Below are 23,124 nucleotides of genomic sequence, written 5' to 3' on the forward strand. Positions count from 1 at the left end.
GGCCCGGGGCGGACCTTCCGCCTCTGTCGGGCTAGGGACGGTCCAGCGACGCGATCCGGAAGTGCTTGTGTGGGAGCGGGCTTGGGCGCGATGCGGTGGCAGCCATCCTCAGACTTCGATACAGGCTGCTGTCGGGGTCAGCAGTCCCCTCCCACAGGGTCCCGGCCCAGGCTCCGGTCGTGGATCGGGCGCACCGCCCCTGTGGGTGCGGCCTTGGCCGCGATGCGGTCGCTGCCTTCCTCGGCCTTCGATACAGGCTGCTGTCGGGGTCCGAAGACCCCTCCCACAGAATCCCGGCTCAGGCTCTGACCGCGGGCTCTCAGCCGGCGACCTTGTCCAGCGCCACCTTGAAGTTCTGCACGGTGCGTTCGACGTTCTGCAGCTTGTCGAGACCGAACAGGCCGACGCGGAAGGTGCGGAAGTCGGCCGGTTCGTCCACCTGCAGCGGTACGCCGGCGGCGATCTGCAGGCCCTGGGCGGTGAACTTCTTGCCCGACTGGATATCCGGATCGCTGGTGTAGCTCACCACCACGCAGGGGGCCTTGAAGCCTTCGGCGGCAACGCTGTCGAAGCCCTTGGCTTCCAGCAGCGCGCGGACCTGGCGGCCCAGTTCGATCTGGTTGGCCTTCACCTTGTCGAAGCCGTAGCGCTCGGTTTCCAGCATCACGTCGCGCAGCTTGGTCAGCGCGTCGGTCGGCAGCGTCGCGTGGTAGGCGTGGCCGCCGTTCTCGTACGCTTCCATGATCTGCAGCCACTTCTTCAGGTCGGCGGCGTAGCTGGTGCTGGTGGTCGAGTCGATGCGCGCGCGGGCGCGTTCGCCCAGCATGACCAGACCGGCGCAGGGCGAACCGCTCCAGCCCTTCTGCGGGGCCGACACGACGATGTCGATGCCGAGTGCGGCCATGTCCACCCACAGCGTGCCGGCGGCGATGGCGTCGACCACGCACAGGCCATCGACCTCGCGCACCGCGGCGGCGACTTCACGGAGGTAGTCGTCCGGCAGCAGCATGCCGGCCGAGGTTTCGACCTGCGGCGCGAACACCACGGCGGGCTTCTGTTCGAGGATGGCGGCGACCACTTCCTTGACCGGCGCTGGCGCGAACGCTTTCTGCGAACCCGGCTCCGGCTGGCGCGCCTTCAGCACGATCTGCTCCGACGGAATGCGGCCCATGTCGAAGATCTGCGTCCAGCGGAAGCTGAACCAGCCGTTGCGGATCACCATCACCTTCTGGTCGGTGGCGAACTGGCGCGCCACGGCTTCCATGCCGAAGGTGCCGCTACCCGGCACGACGACGGCCGACTTGGCGTTGTAGACCTGCTTCAGTACGCGCGAAATGTCCTTCATGACGCCCTGGAAGGCGGCGGACATGTGGTTCAGCGCGCGGTCGGTATAGACGACCGAATATTCGAGCAGTCCCTCGGGATCGACATTGGGCAGAAGGCCGGACACGGTGATCTCTCCGTTTCAGTGGGGTAGACGACAGATTTGCACCCCCGCTTGTGGCGGCGGCTGGACAGAACCTGCGGGTGTTCCGGGCGGACGGGTCCGTTCGGAGGGTCGGGATTCTAATCCACTGAGGCAACTTGCCGGTATGTCGGGTTTCCGCTGTCACTGCCTGGGTCGCACCCAAAGGTGGGCGCCGGAGCCCGGATTCTGTGGGAGGGGTCTTCCGACCCCGACAGCGGCGCGCATCGAAGCCTGCGGACAGCAGCGGCCCCGTCGCGGCCAAGGCCGCTCCCACCGTGGAGGGCGCACGACTTTCGGCCGGAGCCCGGGCCAAGGTTCTGTGGGAGGGGTCTTCTGACCCCGACGGCGGCCTGAAGCGAAGCCGGCGGACGGCAACGGCCCATCGCGGCCAAGGCCGCTCCCACGGTGGAGCGCCCGGTGGAAGCGTGCTTGCCAGCCGCTGGCGGAAATCGGCAGATCTGCTTGCACCGCCGCCTGTCGACGCCCCGTCGGCCCGTTCTCTCTGCGCATATCTTTTCCGATGCAGATCAATGCCTTGATCTACATCAACATTTTTGCTGCGGCGCAGAAAATCCGGCTGGCCCGCAACTTGTTAGTAGCCACCACCCACCCGTGCGAATCGACGGTTCGTCCGCGGTGTTTCGAGGTCCGTGAGCACACGGCTCGCCGGAAACATGGCGTGCGGCGCAGGCGAGGGGCCCAAGACAACAAGAAGCACAGGAGAGAGACCAGGATGGAAACCTTCTATGAGGTGATGCGCCGGCAGGGCATCTCGCGCCGCAGTTTCCTGAAGTACTGTTCGCTGACCGCGACCTCGCTCGGCCTCGGCCCGGCCTTCGTGCCGCAGATCGCCCACGCGATGGAAACCAAGCCGCGCACCCCGGTGCTGTGGCTGCACGGACTGGAATGCACCTGCTGTTCCGAATCCTTCATCCGCTCGGCCCACCCGCTGGCGAAGGACGTGGTGCTGTCGATGATCTCGCTCGACTACGACGACACGCTGATGGCGGCCGCGGGCCACCAGGCGGAGGCGATCCTCGAAGAGATCATGACCAAGTACAAGGGCAACTACATCCTGGCAGTCGAGGGCAACCCGCCGCTGAACCAGGATGGCATGAGCTGCATCATCGGCGGCAAGCCCTTCATTGATCAGCTCAAGCACGTGGCCAAGGACGCCAAGGCCATCATCTCCTGGGGTTCCTGTGCCAGCTGGGGCTGCGTGCAGGCCGCCAAGCCGAACCCGACGCAGGCCACGCCGGTGCACAAGGTCATCTTCGACAAGCCCATCATCAAGGTGCCGGGCTGCCCGCCGATCGCCGAAGTGATGACCGGCGTCATCACCTACATGCTCACCTTCGACCGCATCCCCGAGCTGGACCGCCAGGGCCGGCCGAAGATGTTCTACAGCCAGCGCATCCACGACAAGTGTTACCGCCGCCCGCACTTCGACGCCGGTCAGTTCGTCGAAGCCTGGGACGACGAGTCCGCGCGCAAGGGCTATTGCCTCTACAAGGTCGGCTGCAAGGGCCCGACCACCTACAACGCCTGCTCCACCGTGCGCTGGAACGAAGGCACGAGCTTCCCGATCCAGGCCGGCCACGGCTGCATCGGCTGCTCGGAAGACGGCTTCTGGGACAAGGGTTCGTTCTACGACCGCCTGACCGACATCCACCAGTTCGGCATCGAGGCCAACGCCGACGAGGTCGGCGCGACGGCTGCCGGTGTGGTCGGTGCGGCCGCAGTGGCGCACGCCGCGGTGTCGGCGATCAAGCGCGCGTCGCACAAGCACGACAACGGCTCGACGACGACGGTCGATCACTGATCGCGAACCCTGCCCCGGCGTCAGCCGCTGAAGGCTGCGCGCGCCGCGGGCAGACCCTGTTCCAGCAAAGGATACGAAGATGGGTGCTTACGAAACGCAAGGTTTCAACATGGACAACTCGGGCCGGCGCATCGTCGTCGACCCGGTCACCCGCATCGAAGGTCACATGCGATGCGAGGTGAATGTGGACAGCAACAACGTCATCCGCAACGCGGTGTCGACCGGCACCATGTGGCGCGGTCTCGAAGTCATCCTGAAGGGTCGCGATCCGCGCGACGCCTGGGCCTTCGTCGAACGCATCTGCGGCGTCTGTACCGGCTGTCACGCGCTGACCTCGGTGCGCGCGGTGGAGGACGCGCTGGGCATCAAGATTCCGCTCAATGCCCACCTGATCCGCGAAATGATGGCGAAGACGCTGCAGGTGCATGACCACGCGGTGCACTTCTACCACCTGCACGCGCTCGACTGGGTGGACGTCGTGTCCGCGCTGAAGGCCGATCCGAAGAAGACCAGCGAACTGCAGCAGATGGTGTCGCCGTCGCATCCGCTGTCCTCGCCCGGCTACTTCCGCGACATCCAGAACCGGCTGAAGAAGTTCGTCGAAAGCGGCCAGCTCGGCCCCTTCATGAACGGCTACTGGGGCAGCAAGGCCTATGTGCTGCCGCCTGAAGCCAACCTGATGGCAGTCACCCACTACCTCGAAGCCCTCGACCTGCAGAAGGAATGGGTCAAGGTGCACACCATCTTCGGCGGCAAGAACCCGCACCCGAACTACCTGGTCGGCGGTGTGCCCTGCGCCATCAACATCGACGGCGACGGCGCGGTCGGCGCCCCGATCACGATGGAACGCCTGAACTTCGTCGAGGCGCGCATCAAGGAAATGATCGAGTTCAACAACAACGTCTACGTCCCGGACGTGCTCGCCATCGGCACGATCTACAAGCAGGCCGGCTGGCTGTACGGCGGCGGCCTGTCGGCGACCAACGTGGCCGACTACGGTACCTACGAGAAGGTGCCCTACGACCACAGCACCCACCAGTTGCCGGGCGGCGTCATCCTCAACGGCAACTGGGACGAGATTCACGAAATCGACCCGCGCGACCCCGAGCAGGTGCAGGAGTTCGTCAATCACAGCTGGTACAAGTACGCCGACGAATCCAAGGGTCTGCACCCGTGGGACGGCGTGACCGAACCGAACTACGAGCTCGGCGCCAAGACCAAGGGCACACGCACCAACATCGAGGAGATCGACGAGAGCGCCAAGTACTCGTGGATCAAGTCGCCGCGCTGGCGCGGCCACGCGGTCGAGGTCGGCCCGCTGTCGCGCTACATCCTCGGCTACGCGCACGCCGCCAAGGGCAACAAGTGGTGCCAGCGCGTGAAGCAGCAGATCGACGAATCGGCGGTGGCGATCAACAGCGCCATCCCGAAGGCGCTCGGCCTGCCGGAAACCAGCTTCAGCGCCAAGCAGCTGCTGCCCACCACCATCGGCCGCACGCTGGCGCGCGCACTGGAAAGCCAGTACGCCGCCGAAATGATGATGGACGACTACAAGCAGCTGATCGGCAACATCAAGGCCGGCGATACCAGCACCGCCAACGTCGAGAAGTGGGACCCGAAGACCTGGCCGAAGGAAGCCAAGGGCGTCGGCACCGTCGCCGCGCCGCGCGGCATGCTGGGCCACTGGATCCGCATCAAGGACGGCCGCATCGAGAATTACCAGTGCGTCGTGCCGACCACCTGGAACGGCAGCCCGCGTGACACCAAGGGCCAGATCGGCGCCTTCGAGGCCAGCCTGATGAACACGCCGATGGTGAATCCGGAACAGCCGGTCGAAATCCTGCGCACGCTGCACTCGTTCGATCCCTGCCTCGCCTGCTCGACGCACGTGATGAGCGAGGACGGCCAGGAACTGACCACGGTGAAGGTGCGCTGAAGCGCGCCCACGACATAACGAAATCAGGAGGAAACATGAATACGTCCCCATCCATTTTCCCGGCCACCTCCATGCTCCGCCGCGCCTCCGTCGCGGCCGCTCTGACGCTGGCAGCCGGCGTCGCCCAGGCGCATGAAGGCCACGGCGCGCACGGTCTGGCTGCGGGCTTGGCGCACCCCTTCGCCGGCGTCGATCACCTGCTGGCGATGATCGCGGTCGGCGTCTGGTCGGCTGCCGTGCTGCCAGCTGCGCAACGCCTGGCGGGTCCGGCCTTCTTCCTGCTCGCGCTGCTGGCCGGCGCCTTCGTCGGCGTGCAGACGGGTGCAGGCGTCTATATCGAAGCCGGTGTCGCGCTCAGCGTCGCACTGTTCGGCGTGCTGCTGCTGGCGCGCCGCCAGCTGCCGGTAGTCGCCGGATTCGCACTGGTCGCTGCCGCCGGTGCGCTGCACGGGGTGGCGCACGGCGCCGAGTGGGCGGCGGGTTCGTCCTTCGCTGCCTACGCCGCCGGCTTCGTGCTCGGCTCGGCGCTGCTGCACGTCGTCGGTCTGATCGCCGGCAGCTGGCTGGCGCGTGTGCCGGCCTGGATCTGGCGCGTGCAGGCGGCAGGGGTCGGTGCCGCCGGCCTGTTCATGTTCGCGTCGCGCATCTGAAGCACCCAACCGCGGGAGACGACAGATGTCCGCAACTACTGAAAAGCTGTCCCACGCCACCGGCATCGACGAGGGGGCGGTTGCCCACGGCCGCTCGATCAAGTCGGTCTACGTGTATGAGGCGCCGGTGCGCGTCTGGCACTGGATCAACGCGCTGGCGATCACGGTGCTCGCGCTGACCGGCTACTTCATCGGCTCGCCGCTGCCGACGCAGCCGGGCGAAGCCAGCGCCAACTACCTGATGGGCTACATCCGCTTCGCCCACTTCGCGGCCGGCTACGTGCTGGCGGTCGGTCTGCTCGGCCGCACCTACTGGGCCATCGTCGGCAACCACCACGCACGCGAACTGTACTGGGTGCCGTTGCTGACCAAGGCCTACTGGGTTGAAGTGCTCGGCATGCTGAAGTGGTACGCCTTCATGAGCCCGCGCCCCGGCCGCTACGTGGGTCACAACCCGCTGGCGCGCTTCGCGATGTTCTTCGGCTACCTGCTGCTCACGCTGTTCATGATCTGCACCGGCTTCGCGCTGTACGGCGAAGGCGCGCAGATGGGATCGTGGCAGGACCTGATGTTCGGCTGGGTCATTCCGCTGTTCGGCCAGTCGCAGGACGTGCATACCTGGCATCACCTCGGCATGTGGGGGCTCATCGTGTTCATCATCCTGCATGTCTATGCGGCCATCCGCGAAGACATCATGGGTCGCTCAAGCGTGGTGAGCACGATGATTTCCGGCCACCGCACTTTCAAGGACTGAGGCCATGTCCGCCGCCACCTTGCTTGCAGCCAGCACCGCAGCGGCGGACGCGCCCACCGCCTCCTCAAGCGAAAGAAGGCTCGTTGTGCACCCCTTGCGTCCCGGACGGTCACCGCTGCAACGCGTACCCGCCGGCATCCCGGTGCGTGCGCCGTGGCATCCGGGACGATTTCTTTCGCGCAATTTCCTCGAACCGCTCGGCATGTCGCAGAGCGAAGCCGCCCGCGCGCTCGGCATGTCGCGCCGCCGTCTGCACGAGATCGTGCACGGCCAGCGCGCGATGACGCCCGACACCGCCATCCGCTGCGCCCTGCTGTTCGGCACCGACGCCGCCTTCTGGCTGGCGCTGCAGTCCGCCTGGGACAGCTTCCACGCCTGGAAGGCGCTGCGCGCCACGCCTCACGCCACGCTTCCGCGCGGCGCTCACTGATTTTTTCCGAAGGAAGCTCCGACCATGAACCCGAATCCGTCCGGATGCAGCTGTCACCCACCCCGTGACAGCATCGTCGTGCTCGGCATCGGCAATGTGCTGTGGGCCGACGAAGGCTTCGGCGTGCGCTGCGTCGAAGCGCTGCAGCAGCGCGTCGAGTTCGACGACGGCGCCGATGACGCCCCGGAAGTGCAGCTGATCGACGGCGGCACCCAGGGCCTCTATCTGGTGCAGCACGTGCAGGCGGCCGACTGCCTGCTCATCTTCGACGCCATCGACTACGGCCTCGAGCCGGGCACGCTCAAGTGCATCGCCAACGACGACGTGCCGCGCTTCATGGGCGCGAAGAAGATGAGCCTGCACCAGACCGGTTTCCAGGAGGTGCTGATGCTGGCCCAGCTGACCGGCCAGTACCCGCGCGAAGTGCTGCTGATCGGTTGTCAGCCGGAAGAGCTGGAGGACTACGGCGGCAGCCTGCGGCCGTCGGTGCGCCGGGCGATGGACGACGCGCTGGCGCTCGGGCTGGACGCGCTGCGCCGCTGGGGCGCGCGGCCGGTGCCGCGCACCACGCCGCTGACCGAGCGCGAGTGCATCACCTTCGCCGAACTGGAACTGACGCGCTACGAGGGTGAACGTCCGCCGGAAGAGCTGGCCTGTCGCAGCGGCGATGCCCGCTTCTTTCCTTCGCTGGAGGGCTGAGCCATGTGCCTGGGGATTCCGATGCAGGTGATGGCGACCGAGGCCGGGCACGCGCAGTGCGTGGGCCGGCTCGGCCTGCGCCGCGTGCGCACCGCGCTGGTCGGCGACGTGGCAATCGGCGACTGGCTGCTGGTCTTCCTCGACAGCGCACAGGAACGCATTACGGTCGAGCGTGCGCGCGAAGTCGACGCCACGCTGGACCTGATCGAATCCGTCATGCAGGGCGAAGGCGGTGACGGCGCTGCCGCCTTCGCGCTGCCGTCGGCCATGAGCAGTGAACAACTGCGGGCGCTGTCCGGCGCCCGCCCGGAAGTGCGCGACAACTCGCACGACAACTTGCACGACACCACGCAGGGAGAAATCGCATGAGCATCGAAGCCGCATCATCCGAAGCGCTGGTCACACTGCCGGTCGCCGCGCCGGCAGCTCAGTTGGCCACCTTGTCGCCGCTGATCGACCGCCTGGTCAGCGCGCACGGCGCGACCTGGCTCACCGCCGACAACGTCGCCGACTGGGCGGCCGCCGGCGGCGACCGCGTCATCCTGCTGGCTGGCGACCCGGTGCGCTTCCCCGAGGCGCTCGACGTCGCCGTCGTGCTGCCCGAACTGCGCCAGCACTTCGCGCAGCGCTTCGCCGTCGGTGTCGCCGTCCGCGAACACGAGGACGCCATCGCCAAGCGCTATGGCTCGATCCGCTGGCCGGCGCTGGTGTTCGTGCGCGACGGCCAGTACGTCACCGTGCTGTCCGGCATGCTCGACTGGGATGTCTATGTCGAGCGCGTCGCCGAAGCGCTGGCGATGCCCGCGTCGCGCGCCCCCACCATCGGCATCCCGGTGCGCAATGGCAGCGCATCCGATTCTTCCTGTCACTGAGCGGAGTACGGCACGTGAAAGAGTTTCCCGCATTTCCCATTCCGGTCGCGGTCATCGGCCCCGGCACCCAGGTCGAGGACGAAACGCTGCAATACATCAACATGCCGCAGGGCATGGAAACCTTCCGTCCGCCCATCCTGCCGGAGCCGGAGGAGCTGGTCGGTCACGAACAGGCGCATCTGGCGCTGCGCGACGTGCTGGCCTGCCTCGGCGCGACCCGCGGCGACGGCCGCAATCGCAGCATCGACCTGACCCGGCTGCCGCCCGAGGACCTGAAGCTGATCAACCAGGTCATGGGCGAGGGCGAAGTGAGCGCGCAGGTGCGCACCGAAGGTGATGCCGCGCACCACGTCGCAGTTCAGGAGTCGGTATTCGCCGGCGTCTGGCGCGTCATCGTCACTGACGACGGCCGGGTCGTGTCCGACACGATAGAGGTGGGCGCCATTCCGCAGGTGCTGCGCACCTCGGCCGCCGACGACCTGTGGTTCACCGTGCCGCGCTGGCAGGGCGCGCTGCCGCCCAATGTGCAGAACGCGCCGGCGCTGCTGGCCGAGATCGAGGACCAGTGGCGCGGCTGGAAGCCGGGCAAACCGGCGCACGTCGTGAATCTGACCCTGCTGCCGATGTCGAACGAGGACATCGGCTTCATGGACCACCACCTCGGCACCGGCCGCGTGCTCATCCTGTCGCGCGGCTACGGCAACTGCCGCATCACCAATACGCGCGTGCCCAATACCTGGCGCGTCGTCTATTACAACTCGCAGGACGTGGTCATCCTGAACACGGTCGAGGTGACCGCGCTGCCCGAGGTGGCGATGGCGGCGAAGGAAGACCTGGAGGATTCGTTCGAGCGCCTGACCGAGGTGCTGGCCTGGGTGGAAGGCAACTGATCATGTCGGCGAACGCGCGCTTTGAAGGCAGCTATCTCGGCGACGCCGGCAAGTTGCCGGACAATGCGAAGCTCGAATGCAAGATCTGCTGGTGGGTGTACGACCCGCAGCAGGGCGACCCGGTGTGGCAGATCGCGCCGGGCACCGCATTCACCGACCTGCCGTCGCACTGGCGCTGCCCGCAGTGCGACGGCGATGCCGACCAGTTCATGGTGATCGACTGAGGTCGATCGCCTCACGAGACCAGCAGACATGACCGACCCGATGCTCACCTACCGCCTCAGCGCCCTCGAAGCGCTGTTCCGTCAGATCGCCGACACCCGCATGGCCGGGCTGCCGATCATGAACGCGGCGCTGCGCGTCGAGGTAGTGGGTTTCGAGCTGTGCCCGTCGGAGCCCGACCTGCCGGCGGCGGCCAGCGGCGTGCTGGTGACGCCGTGGTTCATGAATCTGGTGCGCCTGCCGCTGGCGCGCGAGGACGATCTCGGGCGTGTCGGCGTCACGCGCCGGCTGGCGGTCGGGCGCGAGCGCTTCGACTTTATCGGTGCGCACGAAGCCGCCATCGGTACCTTCGACGCCTGTTCACTGTTCTCGCCGATGTTCGATTTCGCGTCGCAGGACACTGCCGTCGCCACCGCGCAGGCGGTGCTGGCACGACTGCGCGAACCGCTGCCCGAGGTGGCGAAGGACGCGGCGGAACAGCCGGAACGGCCGGCCCGCCGTGGCTTCCTGTTCGGGCGGAGCCGCACGCCATGATGTCGTTGGACGCACTGGCCGGCATGTTGCGCGTGCAACCGGGCGCCCCGCGTCCGGCCGCGCTGAGCGGCCAGCGTCCGGACTGGGCGGCGCGCCTAGCCATCGGTCGCCCGGCGCGGTCGCTGCCCGACCTGCTCGGCGCTGTGTTCAGCCTGTGCAGCCACGCGCACCGGCTGTGCGCCCGCGCCGCGGTCGACGCCGCGCAGGGCGTCGACACGCCGCTGCTTGACACCTTGCGCGGCGAAACGCTGCGCGAACACCTGCGTCGCATCCTGCTCGACTGGCCGGCGCTGCTGATGGCCGAGCCGTCGGCTGAGGCGCCGCGCGCGCTGGCCGCCTGCCCGGTGCTGCGCGACGACGCGTGCACCGACAACATGGCGGGCTGGATGGAGTGCCACCTGCTCGGCGTCGCACCGGCAGGCTGGCTGGCCGCCTTCGAGCGGGCACCGCAGCAGGCCTTCGCCGACTGGCGCGACGCGGGTCAGACCTGGCTCGCCCGTGGGCTGCGCGACAGCGCCGCGCTGGCCGACGCACCGCTGGTCGCGGCGCCGCCGTTGCATGTGCACGCCAGCGACTCCGCGCTGCGCTCACTCGCCGCCGCGATGACGCAGGACCCTGCCTTCACCCGTCGCCCGCGCATCGACGGCGGCTGTGCCGAAACCGGCTGCTGGACGCGGCTGGCCGATTCCGCGCCGGCGCGCTCGGCGTCCGATCGCTTCGCCGCGCGGCTGGCCGAACTGGTGCGTCTCGCGCTGCCGGGCGGCGAGGGCCACCTGCGCAGCGGCCGTATCGCGCTCGGGCCGGGCGAAGGTCTGGCCTGGGCGGAGATGGCGCGCGGCCTGCTCGTCCATCACGTACGGCTGGATGGTCGCGGCGACGAGGCGCGCATCGACGCCTGTCACGTGCTGGCGCCGACCGAATGGAATTTCGATGCGGAAGGTGCGGTGGCGGCCGCGCTCGAAAAGCTGGACCCGGCAGCACCCGACTGTGCGCGTCGCGTCGCGCTGCTGATGGCGGCGTACGACCCCTGCGTGCGCTACGAAGTGGCAGACCGGCGGGAGGTGGCCCATGCATGAAGCCAGCCTGGCCGGCGGCATCCTGCAGGTGGTCGAGCGCACTGCCGAGCGCGAGCGCTTCGCTCGCGTCACGCATCTGCGGCTGGAGGCGGGCCAGCTGGCCGGTGTCGAGCCGCGCGCACTGCGCTTCGCGCTCGAAGCCATCGCCCCCGGCACGCTGCTCGACGGTGCGCGCATCGATATCGACGAACCACCGGGCGAAGCCTGGTGCATGGACTGCAGTCTCACCGTGCAGATCGCGCAGCGCGGCGACGCCTGCGTGCACTGCGGCGGCTACCGGTTGCAGCCGACCGGCGGCACCGAACTGAAGGTGATCGACATGCAGGTAGAGGACTGAGAGCCGGTCTGGATTCTGTAGGAGCGGTCTTCTGATCGCGACAGGACGGTTGATCACGCGCCAACTGCCGCTCCGTCGCCGTGGTCGCGGTCAGAAGACCGCTCCTACAACAAGGTTGGCGCGCGGGCGATCGCGCGGAGCAGGATGGCATGACCCGGCTCAGACCGGGCAAGGACTGAGGAGACCGATATGTGCGTAGTGTGTGGATGTGCCGGTGACGGCAGCCAGGTGACGATGGAGGGGCACGGGCACGCCCATCCGCCCAGCCCCTATTCACCCGCGGCACGCCGGGTGAAGTCCGGTGCGCCGGCGATCCGCCGGGCTGAAGCGGCGCAGGCGGAGGCTTCGCACGTCGCCGTCGACCCGGCCAGCGGCGACCTGCATTTCGGCGCCGGTGTGGCCAGGGTGTCGGTGCCCGGCATGAGCCAGGCGCGCGCGATCCGGCTCGAAACCGACATCCTCGGCGAGAACGACCGCGTCGCCGCGCAGAACCGCGCGCACTTCGCGGCGCACGGCGTGACCGCGCTGAATTTCGTGTCCAGCCCCGGCTCCGGCAAGACCACGCTGCTGTGCGCCACCATCGAGGCGCTGAAGACGCGCGCGCCCGGACTGCCGGTGGCGGTGATCGAGGGCGACCAGCAGACCTCTTTCGACGCCGACCGCATCCGTGCCACCGGCGCGCCGGCGCTGCAGGTGAACACCGGCAAGGGCTGTCACCTCGACGCACCGATGGTGGCCGAAGCCTTCGCCCGCCTGCACCGGCACGATCATGAACGCAGCCTGCTGTTCATCGAGAACGTCGGCAACCTGGTCTGCCCGGCGATGTGGGACCTGGGCGAGGCGGCCAAGGTGGCCATCCTGTCGGTGACCGAAGGTGAGGACAAGCCGCTCAAGTACCCGGACATGTTCGCCGCCAGCACGCTGATGCTGGTGAACAAGATCGACCTGCTGCCCTACCTGAACTTCGACGTCGAGCGCTGCATCGCCTTCGCGCGGCGCGTCAATCCGGCCATCCAGGTGATCCGCGTGTCGGCCACCACCGGAGAGGGCATGGGCGACTGGCTGACCTGGATCGAAGCGCGACTGAAGGCCGACGCCGTGGCCGGCTTGCAGGCGCGCATCGACGACATCGTGCGGAGCACCGCGTCATGAGCCCCCGACTCCCCACCGTGCTGGCGGCTGGCGCCTGGCTGAAGAACGCCGCCTGCCTGTTCGAGGACGGCCGCGCCGCGTGGTCGCCGATGCACGGCGACCTCGGCGACCCGGCCGCCTGCGTCGCGCTCGAACAGTCGCTCGACCATCTGCGCGCGCAGTCCTGTACGCCGATCGAGGCGATCGCGCACGACCTGCACCCGGACTTCTACAGCACACAGCTGGCCGTTGCGCTGGCCGACCGGCTGGGCGTGCCGGCCATCGGCGTGCAGCATCACCACGCCCACATCGCCGCCGTGATGGCCGAGCACGGCCTGACCGAGCCGGTGGTCGGGCTGGCGCTGGACGGCGTCGGCCTCGGCACCGACGGCGTGGCCTGGGGAGGCGAACTGCTGTGGGTGGCGCCCGGCGACTGGCGCCGGCTCGGTCACCTGTGGCCGCTGCGCCTGGCCGGCGGCGACGTCGCCGCGCGCGAGCCCTGGCGCATGGCCGCCGCGGCGATGCAGACGCTGGGCCGCGGGGCCGACATCGAAGCGCGCTACACCGCTGCGGTCGGCGCCCAGGCCGCGCGCACCGTTGCCCGCATGCTGGACAGCGGCCTGAACAGTCCGCCGACCACCAGCACCGGCCGCTGGTTCGACGCCGCGGCCGGCGCGCTCGGTTTGAGCGTGCGCCAGTCGCACGAGGCCGAAGCCGCCATCGCGCTCGAATCGGCGGCGAAGCGCTGGTTTGCCGCGCACGGCGAGCCGACGCTGGACAGCGTCGTCGAGGTCGCGGGCGACACCATGCTCGACCTGCGTCCGCTGCTCGCCCGTCTGCTCGACTGGCCGGACGGCAATGCCGACGAAGCCGCCGCCTGGTTCCATGTGGCGCTGGCCGACGGCCTCGCGCAGTGGGCGATCGCCGCCGCGCAGGCCACCCAGGTCGATACCGTCTGCCTCGGCGGCGGCTGTTTCATGAATGCGCTGCTGACGCGCCGCGTCACGCTGCGGCTGCAGAGCCGCGGCCTGCGCGTGCTGCGGCCGCAGGCCACATCCTGTGGCGATGCCGGTCTGGCGCTCGGCCAGGCCTGGGCGGTCGCGCAGCAGATCCATCTCGCACCCGGCGTGCTCAAGGAGTCCCTGTCATGTGTCTAGCCATCCCCGCCAAGCTGGTCGAACTGCGCGAGGACGAACGCGCGGTGGTGAACCTCGGCGGCATCCGCAAGGAAGTGTCGATCGAACTGGTGCCCGAGGCGCAGGTCGGCGACTACGTCATCGTCCATGTCGGCCACGCCATCGGCATGATCGACCCGGAAGAAGCCGAGCGCACGCTGGCGCTGTTCGGCGAAATGTCGGCGGCGATGGCCGCGACGGAGTCGGCGTCATGAAGTACATCGACGAGTTCAGGGATGGTGATGTCGCCCGCAAGATCGCCGACCGTCTGGCCACTGAAGCGCGTGGCGACCGCCCCTACAGCTTCATGGAGTTCTGCGGTGGCCACACGCACGCCATCTCGCGCTACGGCGTGAGCGAACTGCTGCCCACGAATGTGCGCATGATCCACGGCCCCGGCTGTCCGGTCTGCGTGCTGCCGATCGGCCGCGTCGACATGGCGATCAAGCTGGCGCTCGAACACGACGTGATCGTCTGCACCTACGGCGACACGATGCGCGTGCCGGCCTCCGACAGCCTGTCGCTGACGAAAGCGAAGGCGCGTGGCGGCGATATCCGCATGGTGTATTCGGCGGCCGACGCGCTCACGGTCGCCCGCGACAACCCGGAGCGTCAGGTGGTGTTCTTCGCCATCGGCTTCGAAACGACGACGCCGCCGACCGCGCTCGCCATCCTGCGCGCGCAGCGCGAGGGGCTGAAGAATTTCAGCGTGCTGTGCTGCCACGTGCTCACCCCTTCGGCCATCACCCACATCCTGGAGTCACCGGAAGTGCGCCAGTACGGCACGGTGCCGATCGACGGCTTCATCGGTCCGGCGCACGTGAGCATCGTCATCGGCGCCGCGCCCTACGAGCATTTCGCCGAGGAATACCGCAAGCCGGTCGTGATCGCCGGCTTCGAGCCGCTGGACGTGATGCAGGCCATCCTGATGCTGGTGCGTCAGGTGAACGACGGCCGCGCGCACGTCGAAAACGAATTCACCCGCGCGGTCGACCGCGACGGCAACCTCGCCGCGCAGCAGAAGGTGTCGGAGGTGTTCGAGCTGCGGCCCAGCTTCGAATGGCGCGGTCTGGGTGAAGTGCCGTACAGCGCGCTGAAGATACGGCCGGCCTTCGCGGAATTCGACGCCGAGCGCCGTTTCGACGTCGGCTACAAGCCCGTGGCCGACAACAAAGCCTGCGAGTGCGGCGCCATCCTGCGCGGCGTCAAGAAGCCGACCGACTGCAAGATCTTCGGCACCGTGTGCACGCCGGAAAACCCGATCGGTTCCTGCATGGTGTCGAGCGAAGGCGCCTGTGCCGCGCATTACGCCTACGGGCGGTTCAAGGACATTCCGGTGGTGACAGCATGAACGCGAGAGACGACAGCAAGGGCGGCGCCGTGCGCGCCGGCTATGTCCGGCCGCTGGACATCCGCAACGGCCGCATCGACATGGGCCACGGCGCCGGCGGTCGCGCCGCCGCGCAACTGATCGAGGAAATCTTCCTCGCCGCCTTCGACAATCCCTTCCTGCGCCAGGGCAACGACGGCGCGTCGCTGGCCATTCCGCAGGGCAGCCGCCTGGTGATGGCGACCGACGCGCACGTGATCTCTCCGCTGTTCTTCCCCGGCGGCGACATCGGCGCGCTCAGCGTGCACGGCACGGTGAACGACGTGGCGATGATGGGCGCCACGCCGCTCTGGCTGTCGGCCAGCTTCATCCTCGAAGAGGGCTTTCCGCTGGCCGACCTGAAGCGCATCGTGCAGTCGATGGCCGCCGCCGCGCGCGAAGCCGGCGTCGCGGTGGTGACCGGCGACACCAAGGTGGTGGAGCAGGGCAAGGGCGACGGCGTATTCATCAGCACCACCGGTGTCGGCGTGGTGCCGCACGGCATCGACGTGTCGGGTGCCAACGCGCGGCCGGGCGACGTCATCCTGCTGTCGGGCACGGTGGGCGACCACGGCGTGGCGGTGCTGTCGCAGCGCGAATCGCTGGAGTTCGAAACGACCATCGTGTCGGACACTGCGGCGCTGAACGGTCTGGTCGCCGACATGCTGGCGGTGTGTCCGGCCATCCGCACGCTGCGCGATCCGACGCGCGGCGGGCTGGCCACCACGCTGAACGAGATCGCCCGCCAGTCCGGCGTCGGCATGCTGCTCGACGAAGCAGCGATACCGGTGAAGCCGGAAGTCGATGCGGCCTGTGAACTGCTCGGGCTGGACCCGCTATACGTTGCCAACGAGGGCAAGCTGCTGGCCATCGTGCCGCCGGAGCACGCCGACGCGGTACTCGCCGCGATGCGCGCGCATTCGCACGGCGCCGACGCGGCACGCATCGGTGTCGTGCAGGAGGACGCGCATCACTTCGTGCAGATGAACACCCGCTTCGGCGGCCGGCGAGTCGTCGACTGGCTGAGCGGAGAGCAGCTGCCGCGCATCTGCTGAACCGCGATGAGCGCCGACCGCGTCTATGCCAAGACCGACAAGGGCCGCGCCGAACTGCTGTCGCGTACCGGCACGCTGCGCGGACGGCTGCGCGCGGCGCTCATCGTCGTCAATGGTCAGGCACCGCTGTCCGCGCTGCAGGAGGTGATCGGCGACGGCGCAGCTGATCTGCTCGAAGAACTGCGCACGCTGGGCCATGTCGAGGCGGTCGAACCGGCAGCGCTGCCAGCCGCCAACAGCAGCGCAACGCCGGCCAACGCGCTGCTCGAAATGCGCCGCGCCGACGCCATGCAGCGGCTGGCGCCGCACTTCGGTCCCGATGTGGCGCTGGTCGCGCGCCCGCTGCTGGCCGCCGAAGACGCGACCGCCTTCAACAGCGCGCTTGATGCGGTCGAGAGCAAGCTCGCGCTCTACATGGGCCGCCGCGACGCCGCGCGCACGCTGGATGGGCTGAGGTTCCCGCAATGACGGCGCCACTGCGCATCCTGCTGCTGTGCCACAGCTTCAACAGCCTGAGCCAGCGCCTGTACGCCGAACTGACGGCGCTCGGCCACACGCTGTCGGTCGAGCTGGACATTGCCGACGCGGTGACCGGAGAGGCGGTGGCGCTGTTCCAGCCTGACCTCGTGCTGGCGCCCTTCCTGAAGCGGCGCATTCCGGAGTCGGTGTGGCGCGCCCTGCCCTGTTTCGTCGTACATCCGGGGCCGCCGGGTGACCGCGGCCCGGCCGCGCTCGACTGGGCCATCGTCGAGCGGCAGCGCGAATGGGGCGTCACCGTGCTGCAGGCGGACGGTGATTTCGACGCCGGCCCGGTATGGGGGGCCGCCACCTTCCCGCTGCGTGCGGCGTCCAAGGGCGCGATCTACCGGCGCGAGGTGACCGAGGCGGCCGTCGCGGCGACTTTGCAGGCGCTCGCCCGCTTCACTGCCGGCGAAGCGCCGCAGAAAAGTGCGCCCGCGGCTGACGGCTGGCGCGGCGTGCTGCCGCAGTCGCGTCGCGCCATCGACTGGTCGCGCGACGACAGCGCAACGGTGCTGGCGAAGATACGCGCCTCCGACGGCCAGCCCGGCGTCATCGATGCACTGTTCGGCCAGCCCTGCCGGCTGTTCGACGCGCACCCGGCGACGCTGGAGGCGCTGGCCGGTTTCGGTGGCGCGCTGGGCGACCTGCTGGCGCAGCGCGACGGCGCGCTGCTGCGCCGGACCGTCGATGGTGGCATCTGGATAGGCCGAGTGTCGGTCGCCCTTGGCGATGCCGCGTCGCCGATCAAGATGCCGGCGACGCAGGCTTTCGGGGCGGATGCGGCGGCACTGCCCGAGCGCGCGGTGCCGCTTGTGCGCGCGGCCGACGAGTGGGGCGAGCTGCGCTACGCCGAACACGGCGAGCACGGCGCGCGGGTCGGCGTGCTGAGTTTCGACTTCTGCAATGGCGCGATGTCCACCGCGCAGTGCCAGCGCCTGCGCGACGCGCTGGTCGAGGTGAAGCGGCGCGACACGCAGGTCCTGCTGATAGCCGGCGGCGACGGCTTCTTCAGCAATGGCATCGACCTCAACTGCATCGAGGCGGCGGCGCACCGCGACGGCGACAGCGCGGCCGACGAATCGTGGCGCAACATCAACGCGATGAACGACGTCGCGCTGGAAATCATCACGACGACCGACCGCCTCACCGTGTCGCTGCTGCGCGGTAACGCCGGTGCCGGCGGCGCCTTCCTCGCGCTGGCGGCGGACGAGGTGTGGGCGCAGCGCGGCGTCATGCTGAACCCGCACTACAAGAATATGGGCAATCTGTACGGCTCCGAGTACTGGACCTACCTCGCGCCGCGCCGGCTCGGCGCCGACGGCGCGCGTGCGCTGATGCAGAGCCGGCTGCCGCTGTCGGCACCCGAGGCGCTGCGCATCGGCTTCGTCGACCGCTGTCTCGACGTGCCGGCCGGCGATGCCCTCGATGCGGCGGTGCAGGAAGCCCGGCTGCTGGCCGCGTCGTACAATCTGCGCGATCGCGTCATGCGCAAGCAGACCGAGCGCGCGGCCCACGAAGCCGAACGTCCGCTCGCCGATTACCGCAAGGAAGAACTGTCCCGCATGCACCGCAATTTCTACGGCTTCGATCCCAGCTACCACGTGGCGCGCCACCACTTCGTGCACAAGCTTCCGCATGCCTGGACGCCGCGCCACCTGGCCGTGCACCGTGAGGTGGCTGCGCGATGAACGCGAGCCTGCGCGTGCCCACCGTGCTGGTGGTCGATGACGAGGTCCGCTCGCAGGACGCGATGCGCCGTACGCTGGAAGAGGATTTCACCGTGCTCACCGCCAGCGGCGCCGACGACGCGCGCCAGCAGCTGGAGCGGCACGAGGTGAATGTCATCCTGTGCGACCAGCGCATGCCCGGCCTGACCGGCGTGCTGTTCCTGAAGGAGGTGCGCGAGCGCTGGCCCGACGTCGTGCGCATCGTCATTTCCGGCTACACCGATTCGGAAGACATCATTGCCGGCATCAACGACGCCGGCATCTACCAGTACATCCTGAAGCCCTGGGTGCCCGACCATCTGCTGGCCACCGTGCGCAATGCCGCCGAGGCGCAGACGCTGCAGCAGGAAACCGCCCGCCTCGACCTCGAACTGCGCACCGCCACACCCGTGCTGCGCCAGCGCGCCGCGCACAAGCTGGAGCGCGCGCGTCGCACCTTCGGCTTCGATCGCATCGAGCGCTCGACCGGCAGCCCGCTCGATTCGGTCTGCGAAATGGCCTCGCGTGTCGCCCGCTACGACCTGTCGGTGCTGGTGCTCGGCGAATCCGGCACCGGCAAGGAGCTGCTGGCGCGCGCCATCCACTACGCCAGTCCGCGCGCCAATGGCGCCTTCGTCGTCGAGAACTGCGCGGCGATACCGGAAACCCTGCTCGAATCCGAACTGTTCGGCCACAAGCGCGGCGCCTTCACCGGCGCCTACGAAGACCATATCGGCCTCTTCCAGCGCGCCGACGGCGGCACCGTGTTTCTCGACGAGATCGGCGAAACCTCGCCCGCCTTCCAGGTGCGTCTGCTGCGCGTGCTGCAGGAAGGCGAGGTGCGCCCGGTCGGCGGCACGCGCGCGGTGCCGGTGGACGTGCGCGTCATCGCCGCCACCCACCGCGACCTCGAACAGCGGGTGCGCGAAGGGCTGTTCCGCGAGGATCTGTATTACCGCATCGCCGGCGCCACCTTCACCGTGCCGCCGCTGCGCGAGCGCGTCGGCGACATCGAGCCGATCGCCCGCCGCGTGGTCGACGAGGTGGGCATCGAACTGGGCCGCCCCGGCGCTTCGCTGACTGACGAGGCGATGGCCTGTCTGATGGGCTATCCGTGGCCCGGCAACATCCGCGAACTGCGCAACGAACTGGCGCGTGCGCTGGCGCTGAGCGACAGCGAACGGATCGAGGCGCAGTCGCTGTCGCTGCGCGTGCTGCACGGCCAGGCCGGCCTCACCGCCACCGCCAGCGCCACCCCGCTGCCCGCCAGCGGCACACTGGCCGAGCGGCTGGACGCGATCGAAGCCATGGTGCTGCGCGAAACCCTGCTCCGCCACCGCTGGAACAAGACGCGCGCCGCCAAGGAACTGGGTCTGTCCCGGGTCGGTCTGCGTGGAAAGATGGTGCGCTTCGGGCTGGAGGGGTGATGGTCGATGCTGCGACAGTCGCGGGTGGGGTCGATGCGGTGCTCGGCCGCTGGCAGCGCGATCCGCACGCGCTGGTGCAGATCCTGCGCGAAACGCAGGCGCTCACCCACTGGCTGCCGCGCCCGCTGCTCGCCCACATCGCCGCCGCACTCGGTCTGACGCCGGCCCAGGTCGAAGGCGTGGCCGGCTTCTACCGCTTCTTCCACACCCGGCCGGTCGGCCGCACGCGAGTGCTGTTCTCCGACAACATCACCGACCGCATGCTGGGCAGCGAAACGCGGCTGGCGCAGCTGTGCGCACGCCTCGGCGTCGCAGCGGGCGAGGTCGACGCGCAGGGCCGCTTCAGTGTCGACCGCTGTTCCTGTACCGGACTGTGCGACCAGGGCCCGGCGCTGCTGGTGAATCACCATCAGGTCGTCACGCGACTGGACGCGGTGCGCGTCGATGCGCTCGCCGATCTGCTGCTCGCCGGCACGCCGGTCGAGCAGTGGCCGGCCGAGTGGTTCGACGTGATCGACGGCGTGCAGCGCGCCGACGTGCTGTTGAGCGGTCTGGCCGCCGACACGCCCGCCTTGCCGGCGGTGCTCGCCCGGTCGCCGCAGGCCCTGCTCGACGAAGTGGCGACTTCCGGCCTGCGCGGCCGCGGCGGCGCAGGCTTCCCGACCGCGCGCAAATGGCAGGCCTGTCGCGACGCCGTCAGCGACCTGCGCGTGGTCGTTTGCAACGCCGACGAGGGCGAGCCCGGCACCTTCAAGGACCGCGTGCTGCTGGCCAGTCACGCCGACGCCGTGTTCGACGGCATGACGGTGGCGGCGCGTGCGGTCGGCGCGCAGCAGGGCTTTCTCTACCTGCGCGGCGAGTACCGCTACCTGCTGCCGCAGCTCGAACAGGTGCTTGCGCGCCGCCGCGCGCAGGGCCTGCTCGGCCGTGACGCGGGCGGCGTCGCCGGCTTCGGTTTCGACATCGCCATCCACCTGGGCGCCGGCGCCTATGTCTGCGGCGAAGAATCGGCGCTGATCGAATCGCTCGAAGGCAAGCGCGGCACGCCGCGCATCCGCCCGCCCTTCCCGGTGCAGGCCGGCTACCTCGGCCGGCCGACCGTGGTGAACAACGTCGAAACCTTTTGCGCCGTGGCCCACATCGCCCGCCGTGGCGGCGCCTGGTGGGCCGGCATCGGCACCGCGCAATCGACCGGCACCAAGATCCATTCGGTGTCCGGCGACTGCGCGCGACCCGGCCTGTACGAATACCCGCTGGGCACGTCCATCGCGCAGATCCTCGACGACTGCGGCGCGCGCGATGTGCAGGCGGTACAGGTCGGCGGGCCGTCCGGCGCCTGCGTGCCGGCGTCGGAAGCGGGCCGCGCCATTGCCTTCGAGGACGTGCCGAGCGCCGGCGCCTTCATGGTGTTCGACCGCACGCGCGACCTGTTCGAGGTGGCGCGCCACTTCGCCCGTTTCTTCGCGCACGAGAGCTGCGGCCTGTGTACGCCCTGCCGCGTCGGCACCGAACTGGTGGTGCGGCGGCTGGACAAGCTCGCGCACGCGCGCGGCGCCGGTCACGCGTCCGCTTTCGATATCGAGCGCCTGCACGATCTCGATACGGTGCTGCACAGCGGCACCCACTGCGGCCTCGGCGCCTCGGCCTGCAATCCGCTGCGCGACACGCTGCGGCATTTCGGCGCCGCCTACGCGCAGCGCGCGACCGCGCCGCAGTTCCAGCCGGATGTCGACCTCGACGCCGAACTGTCGTCGGCGCGCCGCGTGACCGGGCGGACTGACGCCGGCGCGCATCTGCATACGGATACAGCGTCATGAGCGCCGCCGACCCGACCTTCGACCTTGACGGCCAGCCGGTCGCGCTGCAGCCGGGCGACACGATACTGAGCGCCGCCGCGCGCGCCGGGCTGGACATTCCGCACCTGTGCTGGAGCGACGAAGTCTCCGGCAGCGCGTCGTGCCGGCTGTGCACCGTGCTGGCCGACGGCCGCCCGGTGGCCGCCTGCGTGACGCCGGCGGTGGTCGGCCAGAAGGTCGAATGCCGCACCGCGTCGCTGGCCACGCAGCGGCTGCGCCTGCTGCAGATGCTGTTCGTCGAGGGTAATCACTTCTGCCCCGGCTGCGAAAAGAGCGGCAACTGCCTGCTGCAGGTACAGGCCGAACGTGCCGGCATGACCGACCTGCATTTCGAGGCGCTGAACCCGGAGCGTCCGGTCGACGCCAGCCACCCGGACGTGCTGTTCGAACCGAACCGCTGCATCCTGTGCCAGCTCTGCGTGCGTGCCAGCGACGAGATCGACGGCAAGCGGGTGTTCGCCATCGGCGGCCACGGCATCGCCACCCGGCTGCTGATCGACAGCCCGAGCGGCCGCCTCGGCGACAGCGCGCTGTCGGTGGACGACCGCGCTGCACATATCTGCCCGGTCGGCGCGCTGCTGCCCAAGCGGGTCGGCTTCGCGGTGCCGATCGGCCAGCGCCGCTTCGACACGGAGGACACGCGCGGATGAACGCGAGCTCCCTATCGCCGCGCAAGCTGCGCGTCGCCACCGTGTCGCTGGCCGGCTGTTTCGGCTGCCACATGTCGCTGCTCGACATCGACGAGCGGCTGTTCGATCTGGTCGAGCGGGTCGAATTCGACCGTTCGCCGCTGACCGACATCAAGACTGTCGGGGCGGTCGAGCAATGCGACATCGGCCTGGTCGAGGGTGGGCTGTGCAACGCCGAGAACGTCGAGGTGCTACGCGCCTTCCGCGCCCGCTGCACCGTGCTGGTGGCGGTCGGCGCCTGCGCCATCACCGGTGGCCTGCCGGCGCTGCGCAACCACCTCGACATCGGCGACATCCTGCAGTCGGTGTATGGTCGGGTGCCGGACGACCCGGAACTGCCGCTGCCGCTGAACCGCGTGCTGCCGATACACGAGGTGGTGCGCATCGACCACGCGCTGCCCGGCTGCCCGCCGCCAGCCGACGCCTTCTGGCAACTGCTGCAGGACCTGATGGCTGGCCGCACGCCGGTGCCAGCGCCCGGTCTGATCCGCTACGACTGAAGCC

25 protein-coding genes are annotated in these 23,124 nt (G+C 69.1%); 24 read left to right on the plus strand and 1 reads right to left on the minus strand.

The annotated features are described in order from the left end of the window. Positions 1-319 precede the first annotated feature (319 nt). Positions 320-1,450: an aminotransferase class V-fold PLP-dependent enzyme gene (locus AC51BJ_RS11385; RefSeq protein ID WP_496280282.1), complete on the minus strand. Its 1,131-nt coding sequence runs from the start codon at positions 1,448-1,450 to the stop codon at positions 320-322. Positions 1,451-2,201: 751 nt separating this feature from the next. Between AC51BJ_RS11385 and AC51BJ_RS11390 the strand changes: the two genes are divergently transcribed. The 24 genes from AC51BJ_RS11390 (at position 2,202) to AC51BJ_RS11505 (ending at position 23,120) form a co-directional block, all read left to right on the plus strand. Beyond that, on the plus strand, positions 2,202-3,290 hold the full coding sequence (locus AC51BJ_RS11390; RefSeq protein WP_496280283.1) for a hydrogenase small subunit: 1,089 nt from the start codon (positions 2,202-2,204) through the stop codon (positions 3,288-3,290). A 79-nt stretch (positions 3,291-3,369) separates the two neighbouring features. Then, positions 3,370-5,226 (plus strand): nickel-dependent hydrogenase large subunit, encoded by a 1,857-nt coding sequence (locus AC51BJ_RS11395; RefSeq protein ID WP_496280284.1) that lies wholly within the window; start codon positions 3,370-3,372, stop codon positions 5,224-5,226. A 35-nt stretch (positions 5,227-5,261) separates the two neighbouring features. Further along, a complete protein-coding gene (locus tag AC51BJ_RS11400) occupies positions 5,262-5,876 on the plus strand; it encodes a HupE/UreJ family protein (RefSeq protein ID WP_430432334.1) in 615 nt (204 codons plus the stop codon). A 25-nt stretch (positions 5,877-5,901) separates the two neighbouring features. Then, positions 5,902-6,630: a Ni/Fe-hydrogenase, b-type cytochrome subunit gene (cybH, locus tag AC51BJ_RS11405; protein ID WP_430432335.1), complete on the plus strand. Its 729-nt coding sequence runs from the start codon at positions 5,902-5,904 to the stop codon at positions 6,628-6,630. Positions 6,631-6,634: 4 nt separating this feature from the next. After that, the gene (locus tag AC51BJ_RS11410) at positions 6,635-7,060 is read left to right on the plus strand and encodes a HigA family addiction module antitoxin (protein WP_430432336.1); all 426 of its coding nucleotides are present in this window, start codon (positions 6,635-6,637) and stop codon (positions 7,058-7,060) included. A gap of 24 nt (positions 7,061-7,084) precedes the next feature. Continuing rightward, complete coding sequence (locus AC51BJ_RS11415; protein ID WP_496280285.1) at positions 7,085-7,759, plus strand: HyaD/HybD family hydrogenase maturation endopeptidase; 675 nt, start codon at positions 7,085-7,087, stop codon at positions 7,757-7,759. Positions 7,760-7,762: 3 nt separating this feature from the next. Beyond that, a complete protein-coding gene (locus AC51BJ_RS11420) occupies positions 7,763-8,128 on the plus strand; it encodes a HypC/HybG/HupF family hydrogenase formation chaperone (protein WP_496280286.1) in 366 nt (121 codons plus the stop codon). Next, positions 8,125-8,631 carry a hydrogenase gene (locus AC51BJ_RS11425; RefSeq protein WP_496280287.1) on the plus strand — a complete coding sequence of 169 codons (507 nt, stop codon included), beginning with the start codon at positions 8,125-8,127 and terminating at the stop codon, positions 8,629-8,631. The genes AC51BJ_RS11420 and AC51BJ_RS11425 overlap by 4 nt, the downstream gene beginning before the upstream one ends. Positions 8,632-8,645: 14 nt before the next feature. Then, positions 8,646-9,521: a hydrogenase expression/formation protein gene (locus tag AC51BJ_RS11430; protein ID WP_496280288.1), complete on the plus strand. Its 876-nt coding sequence runs from the start codon at positions 8,646-8,648 to the stop codon at positions 9,519-9,521. A gap of 2 nt (positions 9,522-9,523) precedes the next feature. Further along, positions 9,524-9,745: a rubredoxin gene (locus AC51BJ_RS11435; RefSeq protein ID WP_430432341.1), complete on the plus strand. Its 222-nt coding sequence runs from the start codon at positions 9,524-9,526 to the stop codon at positions 9,743-9,745. Between the two features lie 28 nt (positions 9,746-9,773). After that, a complete protein-coding gene (gene hybE, locus AC51BJ_RS11440; RefSeq protein WP_430432342.1) occupies positions 9,774-10,277 on the plus strand; it encodes a [NiFe]-hydrogenase assembly chaperone HybE in 504 nt (167 codons plus the stop codon). Then, positions 10,274-11,353: a hydrogenase formation protein gene (locus AC51BJ_RS11445; RefSeq protein WP_496280289.1), complete on the plus strand. Its 1,080-nt coding sequence runs from the start codon at positions 10,274-10,276 to the stop codon at positions 11,351-11,353. The genes hybE and AC51BJ_RS11445 overlap by 4 nt, the downstream gene beginning before the upstream one ends. Beyond that, complete coding sequence (gene hypA, locus AC51BJ_RS11450; RefSeq protein WP_496280290.1) at positions 11,346-11,690, plus strand: hydrogenase maturation nickel metallochaperone HypA; 345 nt, start codon at positions 11,346-11,348, stop codon at positions 11,688-11,690. Before AC51BJ_RS11445 ends, hypA begins: the two co-directional genes overlap by 8 nt. A 189-nt stretch (positions 11,691-11,879) precedes the next feature. After that, a complete protein-coding gene (gene hypB / locus AC51BJ_RS11455) occupies positions 11,880-12,842 on the plus strand; it encodes a hydrogenase nickel incorporation protein HypB (protein ID WP_496280291.1) in 963 nt (320 codons plus the stop codon). Continuing rightward, entirely contained in the window at positions 12,839-13,978 is a 1,140-nt protein-coding gene (locus AC51BJ_RS11460) for a Kae1-like domain-containing protein (protein WP_496280292.1), read from the plus strand. The genes hypB and AC51BJ_RS11460 overlap by 4 nt, the downstream gene beginning before the upstream one ends. Beyond that, complete coding sequence (locus AC51BJ_RS11465) at positions 13,969-14,211, plus strand: HypC/HybG/HupF family hydrogenase formation chaperone (RefSeq protein WP_019916012.1); 243 nt, start codon at positions 13,969-13,971, stop codon at positions 14,209-14,211. The genes AC51BJ_RS11460 and AC51BJ_RS11465 overlap by 10 nt, the downstream gene beginning before the upstream one ends. Then, positions 14,208-15,347, plus strand: a complete 1,140-nt coding sequence (gene hypD / locus AC51BJ_RS11470; protein WP_496280293.1) for a hydrogenase formation protein HypD — start codon at positions 14,208-14,210, stop codon at positions 15,345-15,347. The genes AC51BJ_RS11465 and hypD overlap by 4 nt, the downstream gene beginning before the upstream one ends. Beyond that, positions 15,344-16,420 (plus strand): hydrogenase expression/formation protein HypE, encoded by a 1,077-nt coding sequence (gene hypE / locus AC51BJ_RS11475; protein WP_496280294.1) that lies wholly within the window; start codon positions 15,344-15,346, stop codon positions 16,418-16,420. The genes hypD and hypE overlap by 4 nt, the downstream gene beginning before the upstream one ends. A gap of 6 nt (positions 16,421-16,426) precedes the next feature. Continuing rightward, entirely contained in the window at positions 16,427-16,888 is a 462-nt protein-coding gene (locus AC51BJ_RS11480) for a hypothetical protein (RefSeq protein WP_430432349.1), read from the plus strand. Continuing rightward, a complete protein-coding gene (locus tag AC51BJ_RS11485; protein ID WP_496280295.1) occupies positions 16,885-18,630 on the plus strand; it encodes a hydrogenase maturation protein in 1,746 nt (581 codons plus the stop codon). The genes AC51BJ_RS11480 and AC51BJ_RS11485 overlap by 4 nt, the downstream gene beginning before the upstream one ends. Next, complete coding sequence (locus AC51BJ_RS11490; RefSeq protein ID WP_496280296.1) at positions 18,627-20,075, plus strand: sigma-54-dependent transcriptional regulator; 1,449 nt, start codon at positions 18,627-18,629, stop codon at positions 20,073-20,075. Before AC51BJ_RS11485 ends, AC51BJ_RS11490 begins: the two co-directional genes overlap by 4 nt. Next, positions 20,075-21,892 (plus strand): NAD(P)H-dependent oxidoreductase subunit E, encoded by a 1,818-nt coding sequence (locus AC51BJ_RS11495; RefSeq protein ID WP_496280297.1) that lies wholly within the window; start codon positions 20,075-20,077, stop codon positions 21,890-21,892. Before AC51BJ_RS11490 ends, AC51BJ_RS11495 begins: the two co-directional genes overlap by 1 nt. Continuing rightward, a complete protein-coding gene (locus AC51BJ_RS11500; protein WP_496280298.1) occupies positions 21,889-22,581 on the plus strand; it encodes a 2Fe-2S iron-sulfur cluster-binding protein in 693 nt (230 codons plus the stop codon). Before AC51BJ_RS11495 ends, AC51BJ_RS11500 begins: the two co-directional genes overlap by 4 nt. Then, positions 22,578-23,120, plus strand: a complete 543-nt coding sequence (locus AC51BJ_RS11505; protein ID WP_496280299.1) for an NADH-quinone oxidoreductase subunit B family protein — start codon at positions 22,578-22,580, stop codon at positions 23,118-23,120. Before AC51BJ_RS11500 ends, AC51BJ_RS11505 begins: the two co-directional genes overlap by 4 nt. Positions 23,121-23,124: the final 4 nt, after the last annotated feature.

Source organism: Methyloversatilis sp. S146-33, from assembly GCF_059552495.1.